Source organism: Nocardiopsis sp. YSL2 (genome assembly GCF_030555055.1).
GTDB lineage: Bacteria > Actinomycetota > Actinomycetes > Streptosporangiales > Streptosporangiaceae > Nocardiopsis.
Genome location: NZ_JAMOAO010000001.1, coordinates 1,524,020 through 1,540,591, shown reverse-complemented (window position 1 = coordinate 1,540,591; position 16,572 = coordinate 1,524,020). Strand labels below are relative to the sequence as shown.

The following is a 16,572-nucleotide window of genomic DNA, read 5'->3' as shown; positions in this document are numbered from 1 at the left end:
TCCCGGCCCGCACCCAGCGGGTGCGCGGGCGGGGAGCGCGGGTTCGGGAAGTCTGGGTGTCATGCACGGTCAGTCACACAACCACGTGGACGTGACCAGGTGGTGACACCACGGCGACACGGGCGGGACGGCTGGGGCAAGGAACGCCGCTCACGGCCCCTCCGGCGGTCCGGTCGGCCGCACGGAACCCATCACACGGCAAACTCCACTCCAACAGAAGGAAACGTGACAGACGTGGCAACGAGCGCCCCCCTTGGTAGCCAGGACACCGGGATCGTGCACGTCGTCGGCGCGCGCCCCAACTTCGTCAAGGCCGCGCCCGTCGTCTCCGCGCTGCGCGGGCGAGGGGCCCACCAGGCGGTCGTCCACACCGGGCAGCACTACGACGACCGGATGTCGGCCGTGTTCTTCCGCGACCTGGGCCTGCCCACGCCGGACGTCGACCTCGGGGTGGGATCGGGCTCGCACGCCGCGCAGACCGCCGCCCTCATGGTCGGACTGGAGAAGGAGTTCACCGAGCGCCGACCCGGCATGGTGGTCGTCTACGGCGACGTCAACTCCACCGTGGCCGCCGCCCTGGTGGCCGCCAAGCTGTGCGTCCCGGTGGCCCACGTCGAGGCCGGACTGCGCTCGTTCGACAACACGATGCCCGAGGAGGTCAACCGGCGCGTCACGGACCAGCTGAGCGACCTGTGCTTCGCCACCAGCCCCGAGGCCATCGGCCACCTGGCCGCCGAGGGCGTGTCGACCGACCGCGTCCACCTGGTCGGCAACCCCATGATCGACACCCTGCTGGCCAACCTCGACCGGTTCGACGCCGACGCCCTGCGCGCGCGGCTCGACCTGCCCGAGCGCTACGTCGCCTCCACACTGCACCGGCCCGCCAACGTCGACGACCCCGACACCGCCGCCCTGCTGGCCAGGCGCCTGCACGAGATCGCCGACCAGGTCGACGTCGTCATGCCGGTCCACCCGCGCGGCAAGGCCGCCTTCGAGCGCGCCGGGCTCGGCGACCACCCGCGCGTCCACCTGCTGGAGCCCCTGGGCTACCTCGACTTCGTCGCGCTCGTCCGCGGCTCCGCGGCCGTGGTCACCGACTCCGGCGGCGTCCAGGAGGAGACCACCATCCTCGGCGTCCCCTGCCTGACCCTGCGCCCCAACACCGAGCGGCCCGTCACCATCACCCACGGGACCAACCAGCTCGTCACCGAGGCCGACCTCCTCCAGACGGTCACCAAGGTCCTGCACGGCCAGACCCCCGAGCGCGTCGGCGACAGCCCGCCCCTGTGGGACGGGCACGCCGGAGAGCGCATCGCCACCATCCTCACCCAGTGGTCCAGGTGATCCCATGCCATGTTCGTCCCCGTCTCCCTGCAGACCGACGGCCGCGTCCGCCCGTCGCCCACCATCGCCGGGCGCTTCGCGCCGGGACGGCCTACCTCACTCAGATGAGAGCCTTCGGCTCCGGCCCCGGTCCGTGCGCCTGACCAAGGGCATCCGGACCACGCCGGGAACGCGCCGGGCACACCACCCGGCGGCGTCGGAACCGACACACGCGACGAACGCGGCGGGCTCGCCGATCCGACCAGAACGCAAGGTGGCAGACCGTGAAACGGCGTGAACAGAGCCAGACCGAACAGCTCCGGCAGGCCCTCGCCGAGCGCGAGGCACAACTCCAGGAGGCGCGCTCGCGCCTGGCCGCCGTGGAGGGTTCCACCTCGCTGCAGGTGGGACGGGCACTGACCGCGGCCGCCAAACGACCCGGCCGCTCACTGGTCAAGCTTCCACGTGACCTCTACCGCCTCTGGCGCCGCAGCGGCACCACCAGACACACCGAGCGCCGTCGGCCCGGAGCCGAGCCCGTGCGCTCCTTCGACACCGACCGCCAGGAGGCCCGCCTTCTCACCGGCGTCGTGGGCGGACGCGAGGACCTGCTCGTCGTCGCCACCGTCGTCGGCCCCGCCATCCAGCAGGCCGTCGACCCCTACGTGCGGACCGTGCCGCTGCGCCCCCACGACGCCCAGATCGTCATGGACGGCGTGGACGTGGACCTGGTCCTGGTCTCGTCCTCCGCGGCGGCCCCCGGATCCCCGTGGGCCCACGTGGGCGACCCCGCCGTGGTCGACCGCACCCGAGCCCTGCACTGGGTGCTGGAGTCGGCCGCCGCCCGCGGCATCCCCGCGGTCCTGCTCGACGACGCACCCGCCCCGCCGGCCCTGCGCGAGCTGGGCTTCGACCGGGTCCACGACGGCGACGCCGGCGTGCCCCTGCACCAGTTCAACCCCGTCGCCGCCGACCTCGTCCGCGGCCCCGAGGCGGTCTACGTCCGCTCCGGGGAGGGTGACAGCGTTCCCGAACTGCTCACGGACCTGGGCGCCGGGGTCACCGACGCCGACTCACCCGACCTGGCCGACGCCCTGCGCGCCGCCAACGTCGCGGTCATCCCCGGTGCGGGACCCGACCACGAACGCGTCCGCCGGCGGGCCTGGGCCTGCGGCGCCCACGTCGTGGCGCACGCCGACCCGGCGCGGACCGGCGGCGAGGACCTGGCGGTGTCCGTGCCGCGCCTGCGCGCCGCCGTGCCCAGTTCCGCGGAGCAGCGCACCATGCTCCGCCAGGTGTTCTTCGACGCGGCCACCCCGGTGCGCCTCGCCGAGATCCTGGAGGGACTCGACCTGGACACCGACACGCCCGGCGCCCGACTGCCCCTGCGCGGGCGCTCGGTGGCCGTCCTGGCCGACCCCGCGGGCGAGGCGGAGGCCGACCAGCTCGCCGACGACCTGCTCGCGGCCACTCTGCGCCCCACCGAGGTCGTGGTGCCCGGTGCCGCGGCCCGCCTGCCCGGTGTGCAGCGGCTGCGGGCCGAGGGCGTGACCGTGCGCTCGGCGCGCTTCAACGCCCCGGACACCCCCGAGGAGCTCACCCGCGACGGCGACCGGCCCCGCATCGGCGGGCTCGGCACCGACGGCTGGGCCGCACTGGCCGAACGCGCCACCGCCCCGTGGGCCTACCCGTGGACCGGGCACGTGGGCGCCGACCGCCTCGCCGACCTGGTCTGCGCGGCCGAGTGCTCGGGAGCCGACGCCGTCGGCGCCCCCGCCCCCGCCTCCGACGGCTCCGAGGACACCGGCGGTGACGCGGGCGGGCAGGGCTTCTTCGACCGCGCGCGCTCCCACGGCACCCAGTATGTTTTCGTGAGTGCCGTGACGCCGGAACTGGCCAGGACACCGCTGTTGCGCCGCGGCTGGAACCCGGCCGAGTGGAACCGCCGCGGCAGCCGCCTGCTGGCGCTGGGGCCGGACCACGGCACGGCACCCGGAGGCGGGGCGGACGGTCCCGCCCACAGCGCCGCCGACGCATCGACAGGCGCGATCGGTTGATCCCCCGTCGCACTCACCGCTCCGCGCGGGACACCCGAAAGCATCCGAAGGGAAGAACGTGAGTACACCTTCTCCGCGCGCGCTCCTGTACGGGGACGTGGACCTCAACATCATCGACGGTTCCGCGATCTGGGCGCAGTCGATGGCGCAGGCCCTGGCCGCGGCCGGATGCGAGGTGACACTCCTGCTCAAGGCGCCGGTACGCACCGACCGGCTCGTCGCACCGCTGGCCGACGTGCCCGGCATCCGGCTGCTGCGCCCCTACGAGGACGACCTCGTGCCCGAGCGGGGCCCGCGCGGGCTCACCCCGGAGCAGGCCGTCGAGCTCATCACCCGGCAGCACGAGCGCCGTCCCTTCGACCTCGTCGTGGTCCGCGGCCGCCGCCTGGCGGGGCTCGCCGCCCAGGAGGAGGCCCTGGCCGGACGGCTGTGGACCTACCTCACCGACTTCCCGCACAGCGTCGGCGAGCTGACCGCCGCCACCACCGCCGAGCTCACCGAGATCGCGCTGGCCTCCCGGTTCCTGCTCTGCCAGACCGAGGAACTGCGTGCGTTCCTGGAGTCGTCGGTGCCCGCCGCGTGCGGGCGCTCCGTGCTCTTCCCGCCCGTGGTCGTGGTGCCCGAGGGCGTCCAGGCGGACGGCCAGGTGCACGCGCGCACGCGCATCGCCTACACGGGCAAGTTCGCGCCGCGCTGGAACACCCTGGAGATGACCGAGCTGCCCGAGCGCCTCGGCCGACTCGGCGTCGACGCCGAGATGGTGATGATCGGCGACAAGATCCACGCAGAGCCCGCCGACTGGTCCAAACACATGCGCCGCGCCCTGGAGTCCACCGAGCACGTGGACTGGCGCGGCGGCATGGCGCGGGCCGAGGCGCTCCGCCAGTCCGCCGACTGCGACTTCGGTCTGTCCTGGCGCGACCCGTCCATGGACGCGAGCCTGGAGCTGTCCACCAAGGTGCTGGAGCTGGGCGCGCTCGGACTGCCGGTCGTGCTCAACCGCACTCCCATGCACGAGGCGCTGCTGGGCGCCGACTACCCGCTCTTCGCCGGGGCGGACATCGGTTCGGTCGCCGAGGTCGTGGCCCGGGCCTACGCAGACCGCGAGCTGTACGCGGACGCGGCGCGGCGGTGCCGGGACGCGGCGGCCGCGCACACGCTGGAGCGGGCGGCCGAGCGGTTGCGCGGCTACCTGGCCGAGGCGCTGCCCACGGCGCCGGAGGGCGCCGACCCCGAGCGCCCGCTCAAGGTGGTCGTGGCCGGCCACGACCTGAAGTTCTTCACCCGGCTGGCGGAGTACCTCGACGCCCTGCCCGGTCTGGACGTGCGCATCGACCAGTGGGAGGGGCTCAACGCCCACGACCAGTACCGCTCGCGTGAGCTGGCGGGCTGGGCCGACGTGGTCATCTGTGAGTGGTGCGGGCCCAACGCGCTGTTCTACGCCAAGTGGAAGCGGCCCGACCAGCGGCTCATCGTCCGGCTGCACCGGTTCGAGCTGTACGCGGAGTGGCCGCGCAAGCTCGACATCGGCAAGGTCGACGCCGTGGTGTGCGTGAGCCCGCACTACGCGGACCTGACGCGCGAGATCACGGGGTGGCCGTCCGACAAGGTCGTGGTCGTGCCCAACTGGGTGGACGACGCCCAGCTGGCGCGGCCCAAGCTGGCCGGAGCGGAGTACTCGCTGGGCATGGTCGGGATCGCGCCCTCGCGCAAGCGGCTGGACCGCGGGCTGGACGTGGTCTCCGAGCTGCGGCGGATGGACCCCAGGTACACGCTCTCGGTCAAGACCAAGCAGCCGTGGGAGTACTGGTGGATCTGGAACCGGCCGGAGGAGCGCTCCTACTTCGAGCGGGTGTACCGCCGGATCCAGCGGGACGAGAAGCTCGCCTCCGGCGTGGTGTTCGACCCGTTCGGGCCGGACGTGGCCACGTGGCTGCGGCGGGTGGGGTTCATGCTCTCCACCAGTGACGACGAGTCGTTCCACCTGGCGCCGGCCGAGTGCGCGGCCTCGGGCGGGGTGCCCGCGCTGCTGCCGTGGCCGGGCGCGGACACCATCTACGACCCGCACTGGATCCACGCCGACGCGGTCGCCATGGCCGAGGCGATCCACGCGATGGTGTCCGAGGGCCGCTTCGCCGCCGAGGCCGAGCGGGCGCGCGCCGAGGTGACGGGCGCGTACGGGCTGGACCGGGTCCGCTCGCTGTGGAGCGACCTGGTGGTGCGCGGCAAGGTCCCCGAGGACGCCTCCGCGGCGCCCGTCGCCCGGTCCTGACACCGACTCCAAGGGGGCGTTCCGGCACGGCCGGAACACCCCCTTCGGCGTGGGTTCACATTTCCCTCAAAAACGGCGCATATTCCGACAAAGAGATTTCTTTCGGCACGGTCGGAGCTTTCTGTCTGGCCGATCGCACGGGTCGCTGAACTGGGTCGATGGGCCGGAATTCGAACAAAGTCCGAACGCCCATTCCGAAAAGTTCTCCCTCGACCCCGCCATGCCCTATTCTTTGTCGCAAACACAACCCAACAAGCGGAGGCCCCGCGGCGCTAACCGGCGCCCGAGGCCGTGGCCAGCAATGTTCACCTTTTAACCAGAAAGATTGCCGACATGGCTCAGTCTAGCCCTGCCGTCCTCAGGCATGCCCTCGCCTCCCTGAAGGCCCTGTTCACTCCCGCGCGCGGACGCCATTCGGTGGCCGCCCGCCGGCGCCGCTCCACCCGCGTCCGCCGCTACGCGCCCCTGCCGGAGCCCGTGCTCACCCGGACCGCTCCGCGCCCGACTCCCCGTCTGGTCCCGCCGCCCGCGCCGATCCCGGCCGAAGAGGTCGCCCTGGTGCGCGGCTACTACCGGGCCTTCGAGACCGAACGCGACCTCGCCCGCGTCCAGGCCGACGCCCTGCGCCGCCTCGACCAGTGGACCGCCCGGCCCCCGGCGGGCGACCTGCTCGCCCCCGTCCCGTCGCCCCGCCGCGCCGAGGCGGTGGCCGTCTGATGCCCGCGACCGTCACCAAGCGCCCGACCGTCTTCTGGGAACACCGCACCTACCCGGGTGACCTCTCCCAGCTCTCCCGGGTCCGCGCCGACCTCGCCGCCGACCTGGCCGGATTCGACCCCGACCTGGTCGACACCCTCCAGCTCGTCACCAGCGAACTCTTCGCCAACGGGATCAAGTACACCGACTCCGGCCGCACGGGCGGCGAGGTCATCAGGGCCCTGTCCATGCCCGGCCCGGGCACCCTGCGCGTGTCCCTCAGCGACTGCGGCGGGGGAGGAGGGGTGCCCCGCATCCCCGCCGAGCGCTCCAGCGACGAGTGGGACTGGGCGGAGGGCCAACGCGGCCTCGTCCTGGTCGAGAACCTCTCCACAGCCTGGGGACACTTCCGCCTCGCCCCCTGGGCCGACCTCGGCACCCACGTCTGGGCGGAGTTCGCGATGGACCCGGGCGCTGCCCCGGAGAACATGCGCCCCTACGTCTTCACCCGCTGACGGCACCGGGCCCCGCCAGAACACCTGACGGGGCCCGGGCGCACCCCCAGATCGAACCACCCGAAACTTCGTGGCTGTCCCGTTAAGGGCTGATCTCCGCCACCGCGAGCTTCAGGTCCCGGACCATCGCCTCGGTGAGCTGCCGCAGTTGGGTCTCCGTCACCTGAGCCCCAACCAGCGATGGCAGTCCGGACAACCCAGACAGGTCGCTTCCCCGTAGATCCGTGCCGGACATCTTGGTGGACGTGATCTCGGGGCCGAAGGCACACTCATCGAACACCGCGCCCCGAAGGTCACTCCTCGCGATGCCGGTCTCTCTGAAAGAGCAGTTCACGAACGCCACGGCACCATTCACCTTCACCTGATCCCACGTCGAGTAGTCGAATCGGCAGCCCTCGAACAGCACGTCCTTGAGGGATGTCCGGGTCATCGACACTCCCATGAGCCGGGAACCGGTGAAGCGGCACCGCTCCAGCGAGATGTCGACCAGGCGGTGCGAGCCCAGGTCCACACCACGGAAATCGATGTTGGCGACCTTCTCGTCGGCCGAGGGACTCGCGAACGGCCACGACGTCACCGGCGCATCGTCCTCGCTGGGCAGGAGTACCTTCGCGCCCCGGATGGTGGCGGTTTCCATGCGGATCCCTAGCCCTTCTTCCAGTTGTCCCATGTAGGGCGGTTGTCGAACGAACCACCGCCCCGGTTGTCCCAGGTGTCGCGATTATCGAACCCGCTGATGGGTGTGGTCGGGGGGAGGCGGCCGATGAGGTCGTCGACCTGCGGCTCGTTCTCCAGCGCTGCCAAGATGCTCACTCAGACTCCCATGTTCTCGGCCAGAGCGAGGACGAGTTCCTGCTTGGCGTTACGGCAATAGGCGGTCTCGGTGGTGGCGAAGCCGCCGGTCTCGAAGTAGCGGTTGGAGGCCTGCCCGCCCTGGCAGAACGCGAAGAAGTCGCACGTCCGCTGACACCGCTCCACGACTTGGAAGTGCTCCTTGACGTAGGCGGCCTCACGGGCCCGGGCGACGATGGAGGGCAGAGAAGTCTCAAGAACGTTGCCCACGATGAAGTCGTCGTAGGCCGGAGCCCGAACTCCGAGGAGTTCCGGGGAGAGCACGACGGTGTCCCCGCTGGTGCCCACGGTGGGGATGGGGTCGTGGGGGGCGCTCACCCATCCGGGTCCGCGCCCGGCTTTGACGTCGGCCAGATACCCCAGGAGGCGGTCGGCCTCCCGAACCCTCATCCGGCTCCCACGGCTCAGGCGCTCGAACATCTCCCGCCAGAACCGGCGCACGGCGAGTGGATCGACGGTTTCCCTGGTGGTGTTGGCACCCTCGAACTCCTCGATGTTGAAACCGACGCTCCTGGCTCCCAAGACCTCGAAGAAGTCGAACAGCGGACCTGGGTCAGTGATGCTCTCGGCGGTGGCGACACAGATGGCGGAGAACTCGATCCCGTGTCCTCGCAGCATGTCAACACCGCGCATGATGCGCCGGTGGACGGGAGTTCCCGACCAGTCCACGCGGTTGCTGTTGGCGATCTCGGGGCCATCGATACTTACGCCGACGTGGAAGTCGTGGGCAGTGAGGAAATCACACCATGCGTCATCGATGAGCGTCGCGTTGGTCTGCACGTAGTGGCGGATCTTTCCCTGCTGCCGGAGCGGTTCGAACGCCTCCACGAGATCGCGGAAGTGCTCACGCCGAGTGGTCAGCGGCTCCCCGCCATGCCAGACCACGTCGACCACATGGCCGCTCTGCTGTTCGCGGACCCCGGCCGCGACCGCGCGAGCGACGTCAACGGACATCTCGACGCGAGACCGGCGCTCACTGGGGCACAAGTAGCAGTAGGAGCAGTTCAGGTTGCACAGGGTGGTCGGCTGCAGGATGAGCGTGTGGAAGGTGGAGCTCAACCGGCTCATACCTGCGCCGCTTCCGAGGCCAGACAGCGCTCATCACCGTGTTCCAGGAGGGCACGGACGGTGAGGGGGCCTCCCGCCGTGCCGGACCAGTCCCAGTAAGCGGCGAGGGTGTCGACGAGTCGGAGCCCATAGCCACCGGCCGCGAGCAGGTTGTCGGGGTCCTGAATGCGGGGGACAGGGATAGTAGGCCCAGGGCGGGGTCCGTTGTCGGTGACGGTCAGGACGTATGCGAAGGGTCGGCGTTCGATGACGACGCGGGTGGTGCCGTTGGGGTCGCCGGATCGGGTGTGGCGCAGGGAATTGTCGACCAGTTCGCTGACCACGGCGACCAGTGGAAACGCCGCGTTGGGTGTGGTGTGTGCGGCTTGGTGCGCCCAGGAACGGGCGATTCGGACGTGGTGCGGATCCGGACCGAGCACGATCCCGGACCGGGCGGGATCATCGAAGCTCAGCCGTTTGGGAGGCACGACAGTCGTCGTACTCTGCTGTGGAACGACCAGCGGCGGAGGCCGGCGAGGGGACATCTCGTGCATGTTCGTACCTGGTGCCTTTTCAACTCGGTTAGGTGCCTGACTGTGATTCTGCGCTGCCATCCAGATCCCGCCTGGCGCCCTGGGCGTCTGCTTTAAGGTGGTACCGACGTTACGGAGCGGTGAGATCTGACTGAACTGACCGCCAGTACGAGTTCGACTCCCCAGCGAGGCGCATATGCCAGAGGGCAGGCTCTCTACACCGACTACGAGTCACAGTTCCTTGTCTGCGCCCGAATCCGAGCGAGAAGGACGGATTTCTGGCCATGTCCTCAAGATCATTCGGCGAACGGTCGGGCATACACAGATCTCGTTCGCAGAACGGATCGGAGTGGATGTCAGCACTCTCCAGGGGTGGGAGTCCGGCCGTCGCCCACTGATGGCGGTCAGCACCGGACAGTACCTGCGCTTGCGACATCTCCTTCACCGCTTGGGCGCGTCTCCCCGTCTGCTGGCGCAGATGGACATCGCGCTGGAGGCGGACCGATTTCTCGGATACATCATGGGTGATCAAGGCCGAACCAACCTGGATGCGCATCCACTCGCGACCTGGGTCATCACCAGATCCTTCACTGACCTCGTCGCTTGGGCATTCACCGGAACCGCCCCCGCGGTACTGGCTGAGGCATCGCCGCAAGGCAGACGTGGCCCCTCGACCAACGGCCCGGAACTGGCTGCCGACGAACGCCGACACATCACCTCGCATCTTCGGGCCGTGGCTGAGAAAGCCACACGCGATTCGTCGATTGGCGCCTTGCTGCGTCGGCAGGCCCATTACGTCGCAGGCTTCGACTCCTCCGACGAGACCGGAGAGTGGCTGGCCACCATGCAACGAGCCGAGAAGCGTCGCCTGGGGAGCAATATGGACTGGTCGCCGTCGTGGGCGGTCGTGCGCTCAGGGGCTCACTCGCTCGCACGCAAAGGAGACACGGAAGCACTACCCCAGTTCATCGGCGTCCATGTATCCACCGACTCCTGCGAGATCGCCAATCTGAACTACTGGGCGTACTGGTTGGGAGAAGTCAGAGACCCGCAGTTGGCGGATACGTTCATGGTGAAGTTGGACGTTGATTCCTGGCGAGGGGACCTGCTCCTTGGTCACCTTGTCGCCAAGCTCGACCCGCGCAACCCCTACCTCGATGTCGTAGCCCACACGCTTTGGGCGCTGGTCATCCGAAAGCCTGGACTCGTCGATGGGCGCATCGCGGGTGCCATGACGCCCGAATTGCAACGCGTTTTGGAAGAAGGGCCGATCTCCCCTCAATCGCGGCGCGAGCTTGAGGGCGTGCTCTACGCTCTTCGGATGGCACAACGGAAGTAGAAGGAGTCCCATGGCAGACGAGCAGGTCACCCGAGCCGTCGACTTCCTGTACGAGGTCGGTCTGATGAAACGCTACAAGCGGACCGGTTGGCTGGTCGCGGGGGTGCCTGACCCCGAGTCCATCGCGGACCACTCGCACCGCACGGCCGTCACGGCGGCGGTGATCGCCGCGCTCGAAGGCGCGGATCCCGAGCGTGCGGCATTCCTGGCGCTGTTCCACGACACCCAGGAGACCCGGCTGACCGATATCCCCTACGTCGGCAAGCGCTATCTCAAGGCCGCACCCAACACCGAGGTGACCGCCAACCAGGTAGAAGGGCTCCCGGAGGTGGTGGCCGCGATGGTCAACGATGCAGTGGGGGAGTACGAGGCCACGGAGTCCATTGAGGCGAGGTGCGCCAAGGACGCCGACAAGCTCGAATGCCTGGTGCAGGCGGTGGAGTACCAGAAACAGGGCAACAGCCATACCCAGGCGTGGATCGACACCTCCCTCGCGTCGCTCAGGACGGCCTCAGCGAAGCGGCTGGCTGAGGAGGCGCTTACTCGTGACCCCCTGGCGTGGGTGCATCAGGCCCGCACTCAGAAGCCACCGCTCTGACGCCGGACATCCTTCTGGGCGGGGACCTGGACCCTTCTGGAGGTCAACCCGAACGGCGAGTGGGGATGGCTCGCGCACCACTGCGACCTGCCCGTCGGGCAGGCCATCGCTGCATTGCTGGAGAAAGGACGGGCATGACCCGCGCTGTTCACGCATACGCGTCCAGGCTGACCGATCGACTCGTCGAAAAGGGCGTGCTCGCACCTACGGGTCCCCTCACCGACGCCTTCCGTCGTGTCGACCGGGGCGTGTTCGTCCCGGCCTTCGCACTGTACGAGCACACACCCGAGGGCACGCGGTACCGACTCCTGCGCGGCGACGTTCCCGAGCAGCGTGAGGAGTGGGGATCGCACGTCTACGCGGACGAGACGCTGATCATCGAGGTCAAGGGCAAACCGATCCTCGAAGCCCTTCCCCACGGCACGGGGAAGGGACGCTGCACCAGTTCTTCCACGATGCCCGGCCTCATGGCTCAGATACTCAACGAACTCGACCTCGACGGCGACCCCCGAGTTCTGGAGATCGGGGTCGGCTCGGGGTACAACGCCGCGATCCTGAGCGAATGTCTGGGCTCGGATCGTGTGACGAGCATCGACATATCGCCCCGCCTGGTCTCCGACGCCGCCGAGCGCCTCACGGGGTCGGGCTACCACCCCATCGTCGCGGAGTACGACGGCCACAAGGGCTACCCGGACCGAGCCCCCTACGACAGGATCATCTCCACCACCGCCTTCACCCATGTTCCCCCCGCGTGGCTCGACCAGGTGGCATCCGGCGGGCTGATCCTGGTGAACATCGCGGGCGGTACGGGTGGCGCGATGCTCATACTCAAAGTGGGCGAGGACGGCACCGCCCAGGGCCGGTTCCTGCCCGAGTGGGCGGGGTTCATGCCCGCCCGGAGCCATGACCCGCGTCTCCGCACCTCAGTGGACGACGAGGGCACGTCCAGCGAAACTTCCCTGGATCCCGCCCTCCTCCGTGACCTCGCGTTCGCGTTCGTGGCCCAACTCGCCACGGTCGACGCCGACAACGTGCTCAGGACGGCCGACGACGGCACCGACTTCCTGTCCATGGAGGGCAGGGACGGGGCATGGGCCGAGGTCGACATCGAACCGGCGCGGGGCGGCCGCTTCCAGGTTATGCAGGGCGGGCCGCGACGTCTGTGGACGATGGTGGAGGCCGCCCACCGCTGGTGGGTCGGCCACGGGGAACCCGACTGGAGCGCGTTCGGCGCGACCGTCACGCCCGAGGAACAGTTCGTCTGGCACGATTCTCCGGTGGACGGCCATCGGTGGTCCCTGGTCTGACCCTGCGGAGCCGACCAGCGCCGTGTGCTCGCTGTGACTGCTGTGTCCTTCTTATGGGGAAGAAATGATGATCGACCTGGAAGACGAGCCGACCGAGGCCGGAATCCGTTCGGCTCTGGTCCGTGGGCTGGGGCTTTCCCCTGCGGCGGCCGAGGACTGGCGGTCGCTGGAGGAGGCCGTCGCCGACTTCTGCGCGCGGGGCGGTGAGGTCCACGTGATCGGTTGGGACGAGGTGAGCAGGGCCTGCCCGACGGGTGCGGCCGAGGTGATGCGGCTGTCCGAGGCTCTGACCCGGTCGACGGGCCCGGCTGTGTTCACCGTCAGCGACAGCCCGGTCTCGGTCGACGTGACGGTGGACGTGGGCGGGGTGGCCGACTCCCGCGAGTTGCACGTCGTCCTGAAGAGGGCGCTGGGCTTCCCGGACATGTACGGGAGGAACCTGGACGCCTTCTGGGACGCGATCACCGGGCTGGTGGAGCTGCCCAGGACACTCCGGTTCACGGGGTGGCGGCACCTGGAGGAGGTCTGCCCCCGGGATGCCCGGGTGGTCCGGGCGATGCTGGAGGAGTACCTCGCCGAGGATCCCCGCCGACGGGGTCTCGTGTTCGAGGACTGACCACAGGTGCTCCGCCGGCCGCGACCGAGGGCCGGCGGGCGTCGGGGGACCGGGTCAGACGGGGCCGGTCATCTTCGTGAGGCCGCCCGCTCCGGCCGGGAGGAACAGGGCGAAGGTGGTCGGCTGGGTCTGCACCAGCTCGATCCGGGCGCCCTCGGACTCGGCGATGTGCCGGGCCAGGGCCAGGCCCAGACCGGTACCGCCGCCCCCGCTGACCTCGCGTTCGAAGATCCGGCCGGACAGGTGCTCGGGCACGCCGTCGCCCTCGTCGCTGACCTCGATGCGCACCGACTGCCCGGTGTCCAGACGCCGGATGGTGACCGTGCCCGCGCCGTGCTTGTAGGCGTTCTCCACGAGCGTCGCCAGGATCTGCGACAGGTCGGTGGGCACCGTCATCGCGGTCAGGCCCGGGTCCCCGGTGACGAGCAGCCTGCGCTGCTCCTGCTGGAGGACGGGCGACCACTCCGCCTGGATGTGGTTGAGCACCGGATCCAGCTCGACCGGCTCGACCTCCGGGTTCTGGCTCTTGCGAGCCCGTCCCAGGAGGCTCTCCACCGTCTCCACGAGCCGCTCGGTCTGGGCGAGGGCGGCCTCGCTCTCCTCCCGCACCACCTCCGGGTTCTCGGACTCGGCGATGATCTCCTCCAACCGCATCGTGAGCGCCGTGAGCGGCGTGCGGAGCTGGTGGGAGGCATCGGTGGCGAAGTGGCGCTCGGTGGCGATGAGTCCGGCGATGCGCTCGGCGCTGCGGTCCAGGACCTCCGCCACGCGGTCGGCCTCGGGAATCCCGTACCTGTGGCCCCACGGTGAGGCCACGCCGGAGCCCAACCGCTCGGCGGTGGCCGCCAGGTCCACCAGCGGCAGGGTGAGCCTGCGCGCCTGGAACATGGACAAACCCACCGCCACCCCGATGGCGAGCAGGGACAGCGACGCGATGCCCATCCATGCCTGGACCACGCTCTGTTGGACCGCATCGGCCTCCGCCCAGACCTCCACCCGCGTCCCGTCGCTGGTCAGCGCGGTCTGGCGCAGGAGGCTGGGCGCGTCGGGCTCTTCCGGGTTGAGTGCCGGGTTGCCCGCCGTCACCGTGGAGGCCTCGCCCGCGGGCGTGATGCGGATGAACCGGTCGGGATAGGTCCGGTCGAACTCGGCCAGGTCGATCTCGCCGTGGAGTTCGAGCATGCTGTCGCTCTCGGCGCCGATGAGCTCGGCCTCGCCCTGGAGCTGGCGACTGCTCTCGTCGTGCACGAGCTTGTACGTGAGCGCGCCCAGGGGCAGGCCGAGCAGCATGACGGTGATGACGGTCACCACGAGCGTGGAGAAGACCATCCTCCTGCGCATGTCACCTCACGTCCGTACGGCCCCTGGGTCGGCCGGCCGGTACCGAGCGCTGTGAACCCAAGGTCGAGTCAGTCCCGCTCGAAGCGGAATCCCACGCCGCGAACGGTCGTGATGTACGAGGGCTGGTTGGCGTCGTCGCCCAGTTTGCGACGCAGCCAGGAGATGTGCATGTCGAGGGTCTTGGTCGAACCCCACCAGTTGGTGTCCCACACCTCGCGCATGATCTGTTCACGGGTGACCACCTTGCCCGCGTCGCGGACGAGCACGCGCAGGAGGTCGAACTCCTTCGTCGTGAGTTGGAGCTCGCGCTCGCCCAGCCACGCGCGTCGCGAGTCGTTGTCGATCCGCACGCCGTGCACGACCGGTACCTCCGCGCCGCCCCGGCGCAGCAGGGCCCGGACGCGGGCGAGGAGTTCGGCCAGGCGGAAGGGCTTGGTGACGTAGTCGTCGGCACCGGCGTCGAGGCCGACGACGGTGTCGACCTCGTCGGCGCGGGCGGTCAGGATCAGGATCGGCGTTCCGTGACCCTCGGCTCGCAGCCGACGTGCCACCTCAAGCCCGTCCATTTCGGGCAGCCCGAGATCAAGGACCATGAGGTCGATGTCTCCTGCACGGGCACGGTCGAGTGTCTCAATGCCGTTGACGGTCACATCCACCGTATAGCCCTCGCGGCGGAGTGCGCGCGCGAGAGGCTCGGAGATCGAGACATCGTCTTCGGCCAGCAAAACGCAGGTCATGCTGTTGATCGTAGATCCCGGGTCGCGCATTTCCCTATTATGCGCGCCGGAAGGCCCAAGGTTGGCCGAAAATACGCTATTCACATATCGGTCATATCGGGCAATTGGCTACCAGGAACACTTTCTTTGCACGTTCTTGGTGAAAATGGGAGGCTTGGCCCAGTCGGGCACCCCAGAGGCGAGGAGTCGCGCGTGCGTCCGTTCCCATCCCCGCAGCCGAGCCGCCACGGGGCGGGGGTGCTCGTGGTCCTCGCCGTCATCGCGGTCCTGGGCGGCGCCATCTTCCTGGGTACGACCCTGGCCCTGGCGGAGCGGACGATCCGCCTCGTCGCGCAGGGCCGGGAGGACGGTCTCTCGGAGCGGCCCTCCGCGCCGGCGTCCGCGGGCCGGGAGCCGTCGTCGGATCCCGCGCAGGAGCCGTCCCGGCCGCCGGTCCCCGGCCCGACCCCGGCGCCCTCCGACCCCGGGGGGCTGATGGCCGCCGCCGAACTGGTCGACGAACTGCGCGAGGACCACTCCATCGGCTCCCGGCTCGACACCACCGACGAGTTCTGCGCCGGGCCGGAGGAGGCCGCGGAGCCCGACCCCTTCCTCTGTACGTCCGCCATGGACACCGACGTCGTGCGGATCGTCGCCTTCGAGAGTGCCGGGATCGCCGGGGAGGCGGCGCGGGCGATGCGGGAGGCGCGGCCCGAGAGCGAGGCCCAGGACACCCAGGACGCCTGTCACTTCGTCCTGGTGTGGTTCGAGCACCACGGTCTCGACCAGGGCGAACGCGACGACATGGCCGCCGACGCCAGGGCTGCGGCCGGCTGCTAGACCGTGAACCGCAGGCCAGGCTGTGTCCTAAAGTCACTATAAGATCGCTCTGTGTAACAATGAACGCTGTCGATACTGTTTGGCGGCCTTGGCCGTCGGCGGCGGGAGGAGCGGCGATGGCCTACGGAGGCACCCTACGGACGGTGACGGCGACGCTGCTGTGCGCCCTGGCCCTGGGGGCGGCGCCCCCGGGGGCGGCCGCGCACACGGCCGACGTCCGCGAGAACGGGGCGAGCGAGGGCTTCTCGCCGCGCCGGTACTACACCACGTGGCGGGACAGCCGCTCCTACTGGTCCGCGGACACCCGGTACGCGACCGGCGGCTGGCTCTGGGCCGGCCGCAACGCCTTCTTCTGCCAGATCGAGGGAGAGGCGCACTCCGACGGGCAGGGGCGCATGACCACCTGGTGGCTCCTCACAGACGACAGCGTCGGCAACCTGGACGTCTTCGTCAGCGCCACCGCCCTGCGCGTGGCCGAGCCCTGGAAACCCGTCGACGGACTGCCCCGCTGCTAGGGCCT

Annotated in this window: 17 protein-coding genes; 11 read left to right on the top strand and 6 right to left on the bottom strand. The window is 69.9% G+C overall.

Annotated elements, in window-relative coordinates:
* Window positions 1-234: 234 nt before the first annotated feature.
* From wecB to M1P99_RS06585, 5 genes are all read left to right on the top strand, one after another.
* Window positions 235-1,344, top strand: a complete 1,110-nt coding sequence (wecB, locus tag M1P99_RS06605) for a non-hydrolyzing UDP-N-acetylglucosamine 2-epimerase (protein WP_304451775.1) — start codon at window positions 235-237, stop codon at window positions 1,342-1,344.
* Between the two features lie 263 nt (window positions 1,345-1,607).
* Entirely contained in the window at window positions 1,608-3,380 is a 1,773-nt protein-coding gene (locus M1P99_RS06600; protein WP_304451774.1) for a hypothetical protein, read from the top strand.
* An 85-nt stretch (window positions 3,381-3,465) separates the two neighbouring features.
* Window positions 3,466-5,652: a glycosyltransferase gene (locus M1P99_RS06595; protein ID WP_304455599.1), complete on the top strand. Its 2,187-nt coding sequence runs from the start codon at window positions 3,466-3,468 to the stop codon at window positions 5,650-5,652.
* Window positions 5,653-5,985: 333 nt separating this feature from the next.
* Window positions 5,986-6,369 carry a hypothetical protein gene (locus M1P99_RS06590; protein ID WP_304451773.1) on the top strand — a complete coding sequence of 128 codons (384 nt, stop codon included), beginning with the start codon at window positions 5,986-5,988 and terminating at the stop codon, window positions 6,367-6,369.
* Complete coding sequence (locus M1P99_RS06585; protein ID WP_304451772.1) at window positions 6,369-6,863, top strand: ATP-binding protein; 495 nt, start codon at window positions 6,369-6,371, stop codon at window positions 6,861-6,863. Before M1P99_RS06590 ends, M1P99_RS06585 begins: the two co-directional genes overlap by 1 nt.
* An 82-nt stretch (window positions 6,864-6,945) precedes the next feature.
* Here M1P99_RS06585 and M1P99_RS06580 read toward each other — a convergent pair whose 3' ends face one another.
* From M1P99_RS06580 to M1P99_RS06565, 4 genes are read right to left on the bottom strand one after another with little or no spacing between them, the layout of a single operon-like run.
* Window positions 6,946-7,500 (bottom strand): pentapeptide repeat-containing protein, encoded by a 555-nt coding sequence (locus M1P99_RS06580; RefSeq protein ID WP_304451771.1) that lies wholly within the window; start codon window positions 7,498-7,500, stop codon window positions 6,946-6,948.
* A gap of 8 nt (window positions 7,501-7,508) precedes the next feature.
* Window positions 7,509-7,676 (bottom strand): multiple cyclophane-containing RiPP AmcA, encoded by a 168-nt coding sequence (amcA, locus tag M1P99_RS06575; protein WP_304451770.1) that lies wholly within the window; start codon window positions 7,674-7,676, stop codon window positions 7,509-7,511.
* Window positions 7,677-8,774 carry a cyclophane-forming radical SAM peptide maturase AmcB gene (gene amcB, locus M1P99_RS06570; RefSeq protein ID WP_304451769.1) on the bottom strand — a complete coding sequence of 366 codons (1,098 nt, stop codon included), beginning with the start codon at window positions 8,772-8,774 and terminating at the stop codon, window positions 7,677-7,679.
* Window positions 8,775-8,779: 5 nt separating this feature from the next.
* Window positions 8,780-9,316 (bottom strand): ATP-binding protein, encoded by a 537-nt coding sequence (locus tag M1P99_RS06565; RefSeq protein ID WP_304451768.1) that lies wholly within the window; start codon window positions 9,314-9,316, stop codon window positions 8,780-8,782.
* Window positions 9,317-9,536: 220 nt separating this feature from the next.
* Between M1P99_RS06565 and M1P99_RS06560 the strand changes: the two genes are divergently transcribed.
* The 4 genes from M1P99_RS06560 (at window position 9,537) to M1P99_RS06545 (ending at window position 13,155) form a co-directional block, all read left to right on the top strand.
* Complete coding sequence (locus M1P99_RS06560) at window positions 9,537-10,634, top strand: DNA-binding transcriptional regulator (protein WP_304451767.1); 1,098 nt, start codon at window positions 9,537-9,539, stop codon at window positions 10,632-10,634.
* A 10-nt stretch (window positions 10,635-10,644) separates the two neighbouring features.
* Complete coding sequence (locus M1P99_RS06555) at window positions 10,645-11,232, top strand: HD family hydrolase (RefSeq protein WP_304451766.1); 588 nt, start codon at window positions 10,645-10,647, stop codon at window positions 11,230-11,232.
* A gap of 134 nt (window positions 11,233-11,366) precedes the next feature.
* Entirely contained in the window at window positions 11,367-12,539 is a 1,173-nt protein-coding gene (gene tgmC / locus M1P99_RS06550; RefSeq protein ID WP_304451765.1) for an ATP-grasp peptide maturase system methyltransferase, read from the top strand.
* A gap of 67 nt (window positions 12,540-12,606) precedes the next feature.
* A complete protein-coding gene (locus M1P99_RS06545) occupies window positions 12,607-13,155 on the top strand; it encodes a barstar family protein (RefSeq protein ID WP_304451764.1) in 549 nt (182 codons plus the stop codon).
* Between the two features lie 54 nt (window positions 13,156-13,209).
* On the opposite strand, the gene M1P99_RS06540 is transcribed toward M1P99_RS06545, so the two are convergent.
* Together M1P99_RS06540 and M1P99_RS06535 are read right to left on the bottom strand one after the other, a co-directional pair.
* Window positions 13,210-14,496: a HAMP domain-containing sensor histidine kinase gene (locus M1P99_RS06540; RefSeq protein ID WP_304451763.1), complete on the bottom strand. Its 1,287-nt coding sequence runs from the start codon at window positions 14,494-14,496 to the stop codon at window positions 13,210-13,212.
* Window positions 14,497-14,564: 68 nt separating this feature from the next.
* A complete protein-coding gene (locus M1P99_RS06535) occupies window positions 14,565-15,233 on the bottom strand; it encodes a response regulator transcription factor (protein WP_017570862.1) in 669 nt (222 codons plus the stop codon).
* A gap of 192 nt (window positions 15,234-15,425) precedes the next feature.
* Here M1P99_RS06535 and M1P99_RS06530 point away from each other — a divergent pair, with 192 nt between their 5' ends.
* Together M1P99_RS06530 and M1P99_RS06525 are read left to right on the top strand one after the other, a co-directional pair.
* Window positions 15,426-16,052 (top strand): hypothetical protein, encoded by a 627-nt coding sequence (locus M1P99_RS06530; protein WP_304451762.1) that lies wholly within the window; start codon window positions 15,426-15,428, stop codon window positions 16,050-16,052.
* A gap of 116 nt (window positions 16,053-16,168) precedes the next feature.
* The gene (locus M1P99_RS06525) at window positions 16,169-16,567 is read left to right on the top strand and encodes a hypothetical protein (RefSeq protein ID WP_304451761.1); all 399 of its coding nucleotides are present in this window, start codon (window positions 16,169-16,171) and stop codon (window positions 16,565-16,567) included.
* The last annotated feature ends 5 nt before the right edge of the window (window positions 16,568-16,572 follow it).

Excerpts from the sequence above, each read along its gene's own strand:
- M1P99_RS06590 (WP_304451773.1), top strand. The coding sequence starts at position 5,986 with ATGGCTCAGTCTAGCCCTGCCGTCCTCAGGCATGCCCTCGCCTCCCTG.
- M1P99_RS06585 (WP_304451772.1), top strand. The coding sequence starts at position 6,369 with ATGCCCGCGACCGTCACCAAGCGCCCGACCGTCTTCTGGGAACACCGC.
- M1P99_RS06580 (WP_304451771.1), bottom strand. The coding sequence starts at position 7,500 with ATGGAAACCGCCACCATCCGGGGCGCGAAGGTACTCCTGCCCAGCGAG.
- M1P99_RS06565 (WP_304451768.1), bottom strand. The coding sequence starts at position 9,316 with ATGCACGAGATGTCCCCTCGCCGGCCTCCGCCGCTGGTCGTTCCACAG.
- M1P99_RS06555 (WP_304451766.1), top strand. The coding sequence starts at position 10,645 with ATGGCAGACGAGCAGGTCACCCGAGCCGTCGACTTCCTGTACGAGGTC.
- tgmC (WP_304451765.1), top strand. The coding sequence starts at position 11,367 with ATGACCCGCGCTGTTCACGCATACGCGTCCAGGCTGACCGATCGACTC.
- M1P99_RS06545 (WP_304451764.1), top strand. The coding sequence starts at position 12,607 with ATGATCGACCTGGAAGACGAGCCGACCGAGGCCGGAATCCGTTCGGCT.
- M1P99_RS06540 (WP_304451763.1), bottom strand. The coding sequence starts at position 14,496 with ATGCGCAGGAGGATGGTCTTCTCCACGCTCGTGGTGACCGTCATCACC.
- M1P99_RS06535 (WP_017570862.1), bottom strand. The coding sequence starts at position 15,233 with ATGACCTGCGTTTTGCTGGCCGAAGACGATGTCTCGATCTCCGAGCCT.
- M1P99_RS06525 (WP_304451761.1), top strand. The coding sequence starts at position 16,169 with ATGGCCTACGGAGGCACCCTACGGACGGTGACGGCGACGCTGCTGTGC.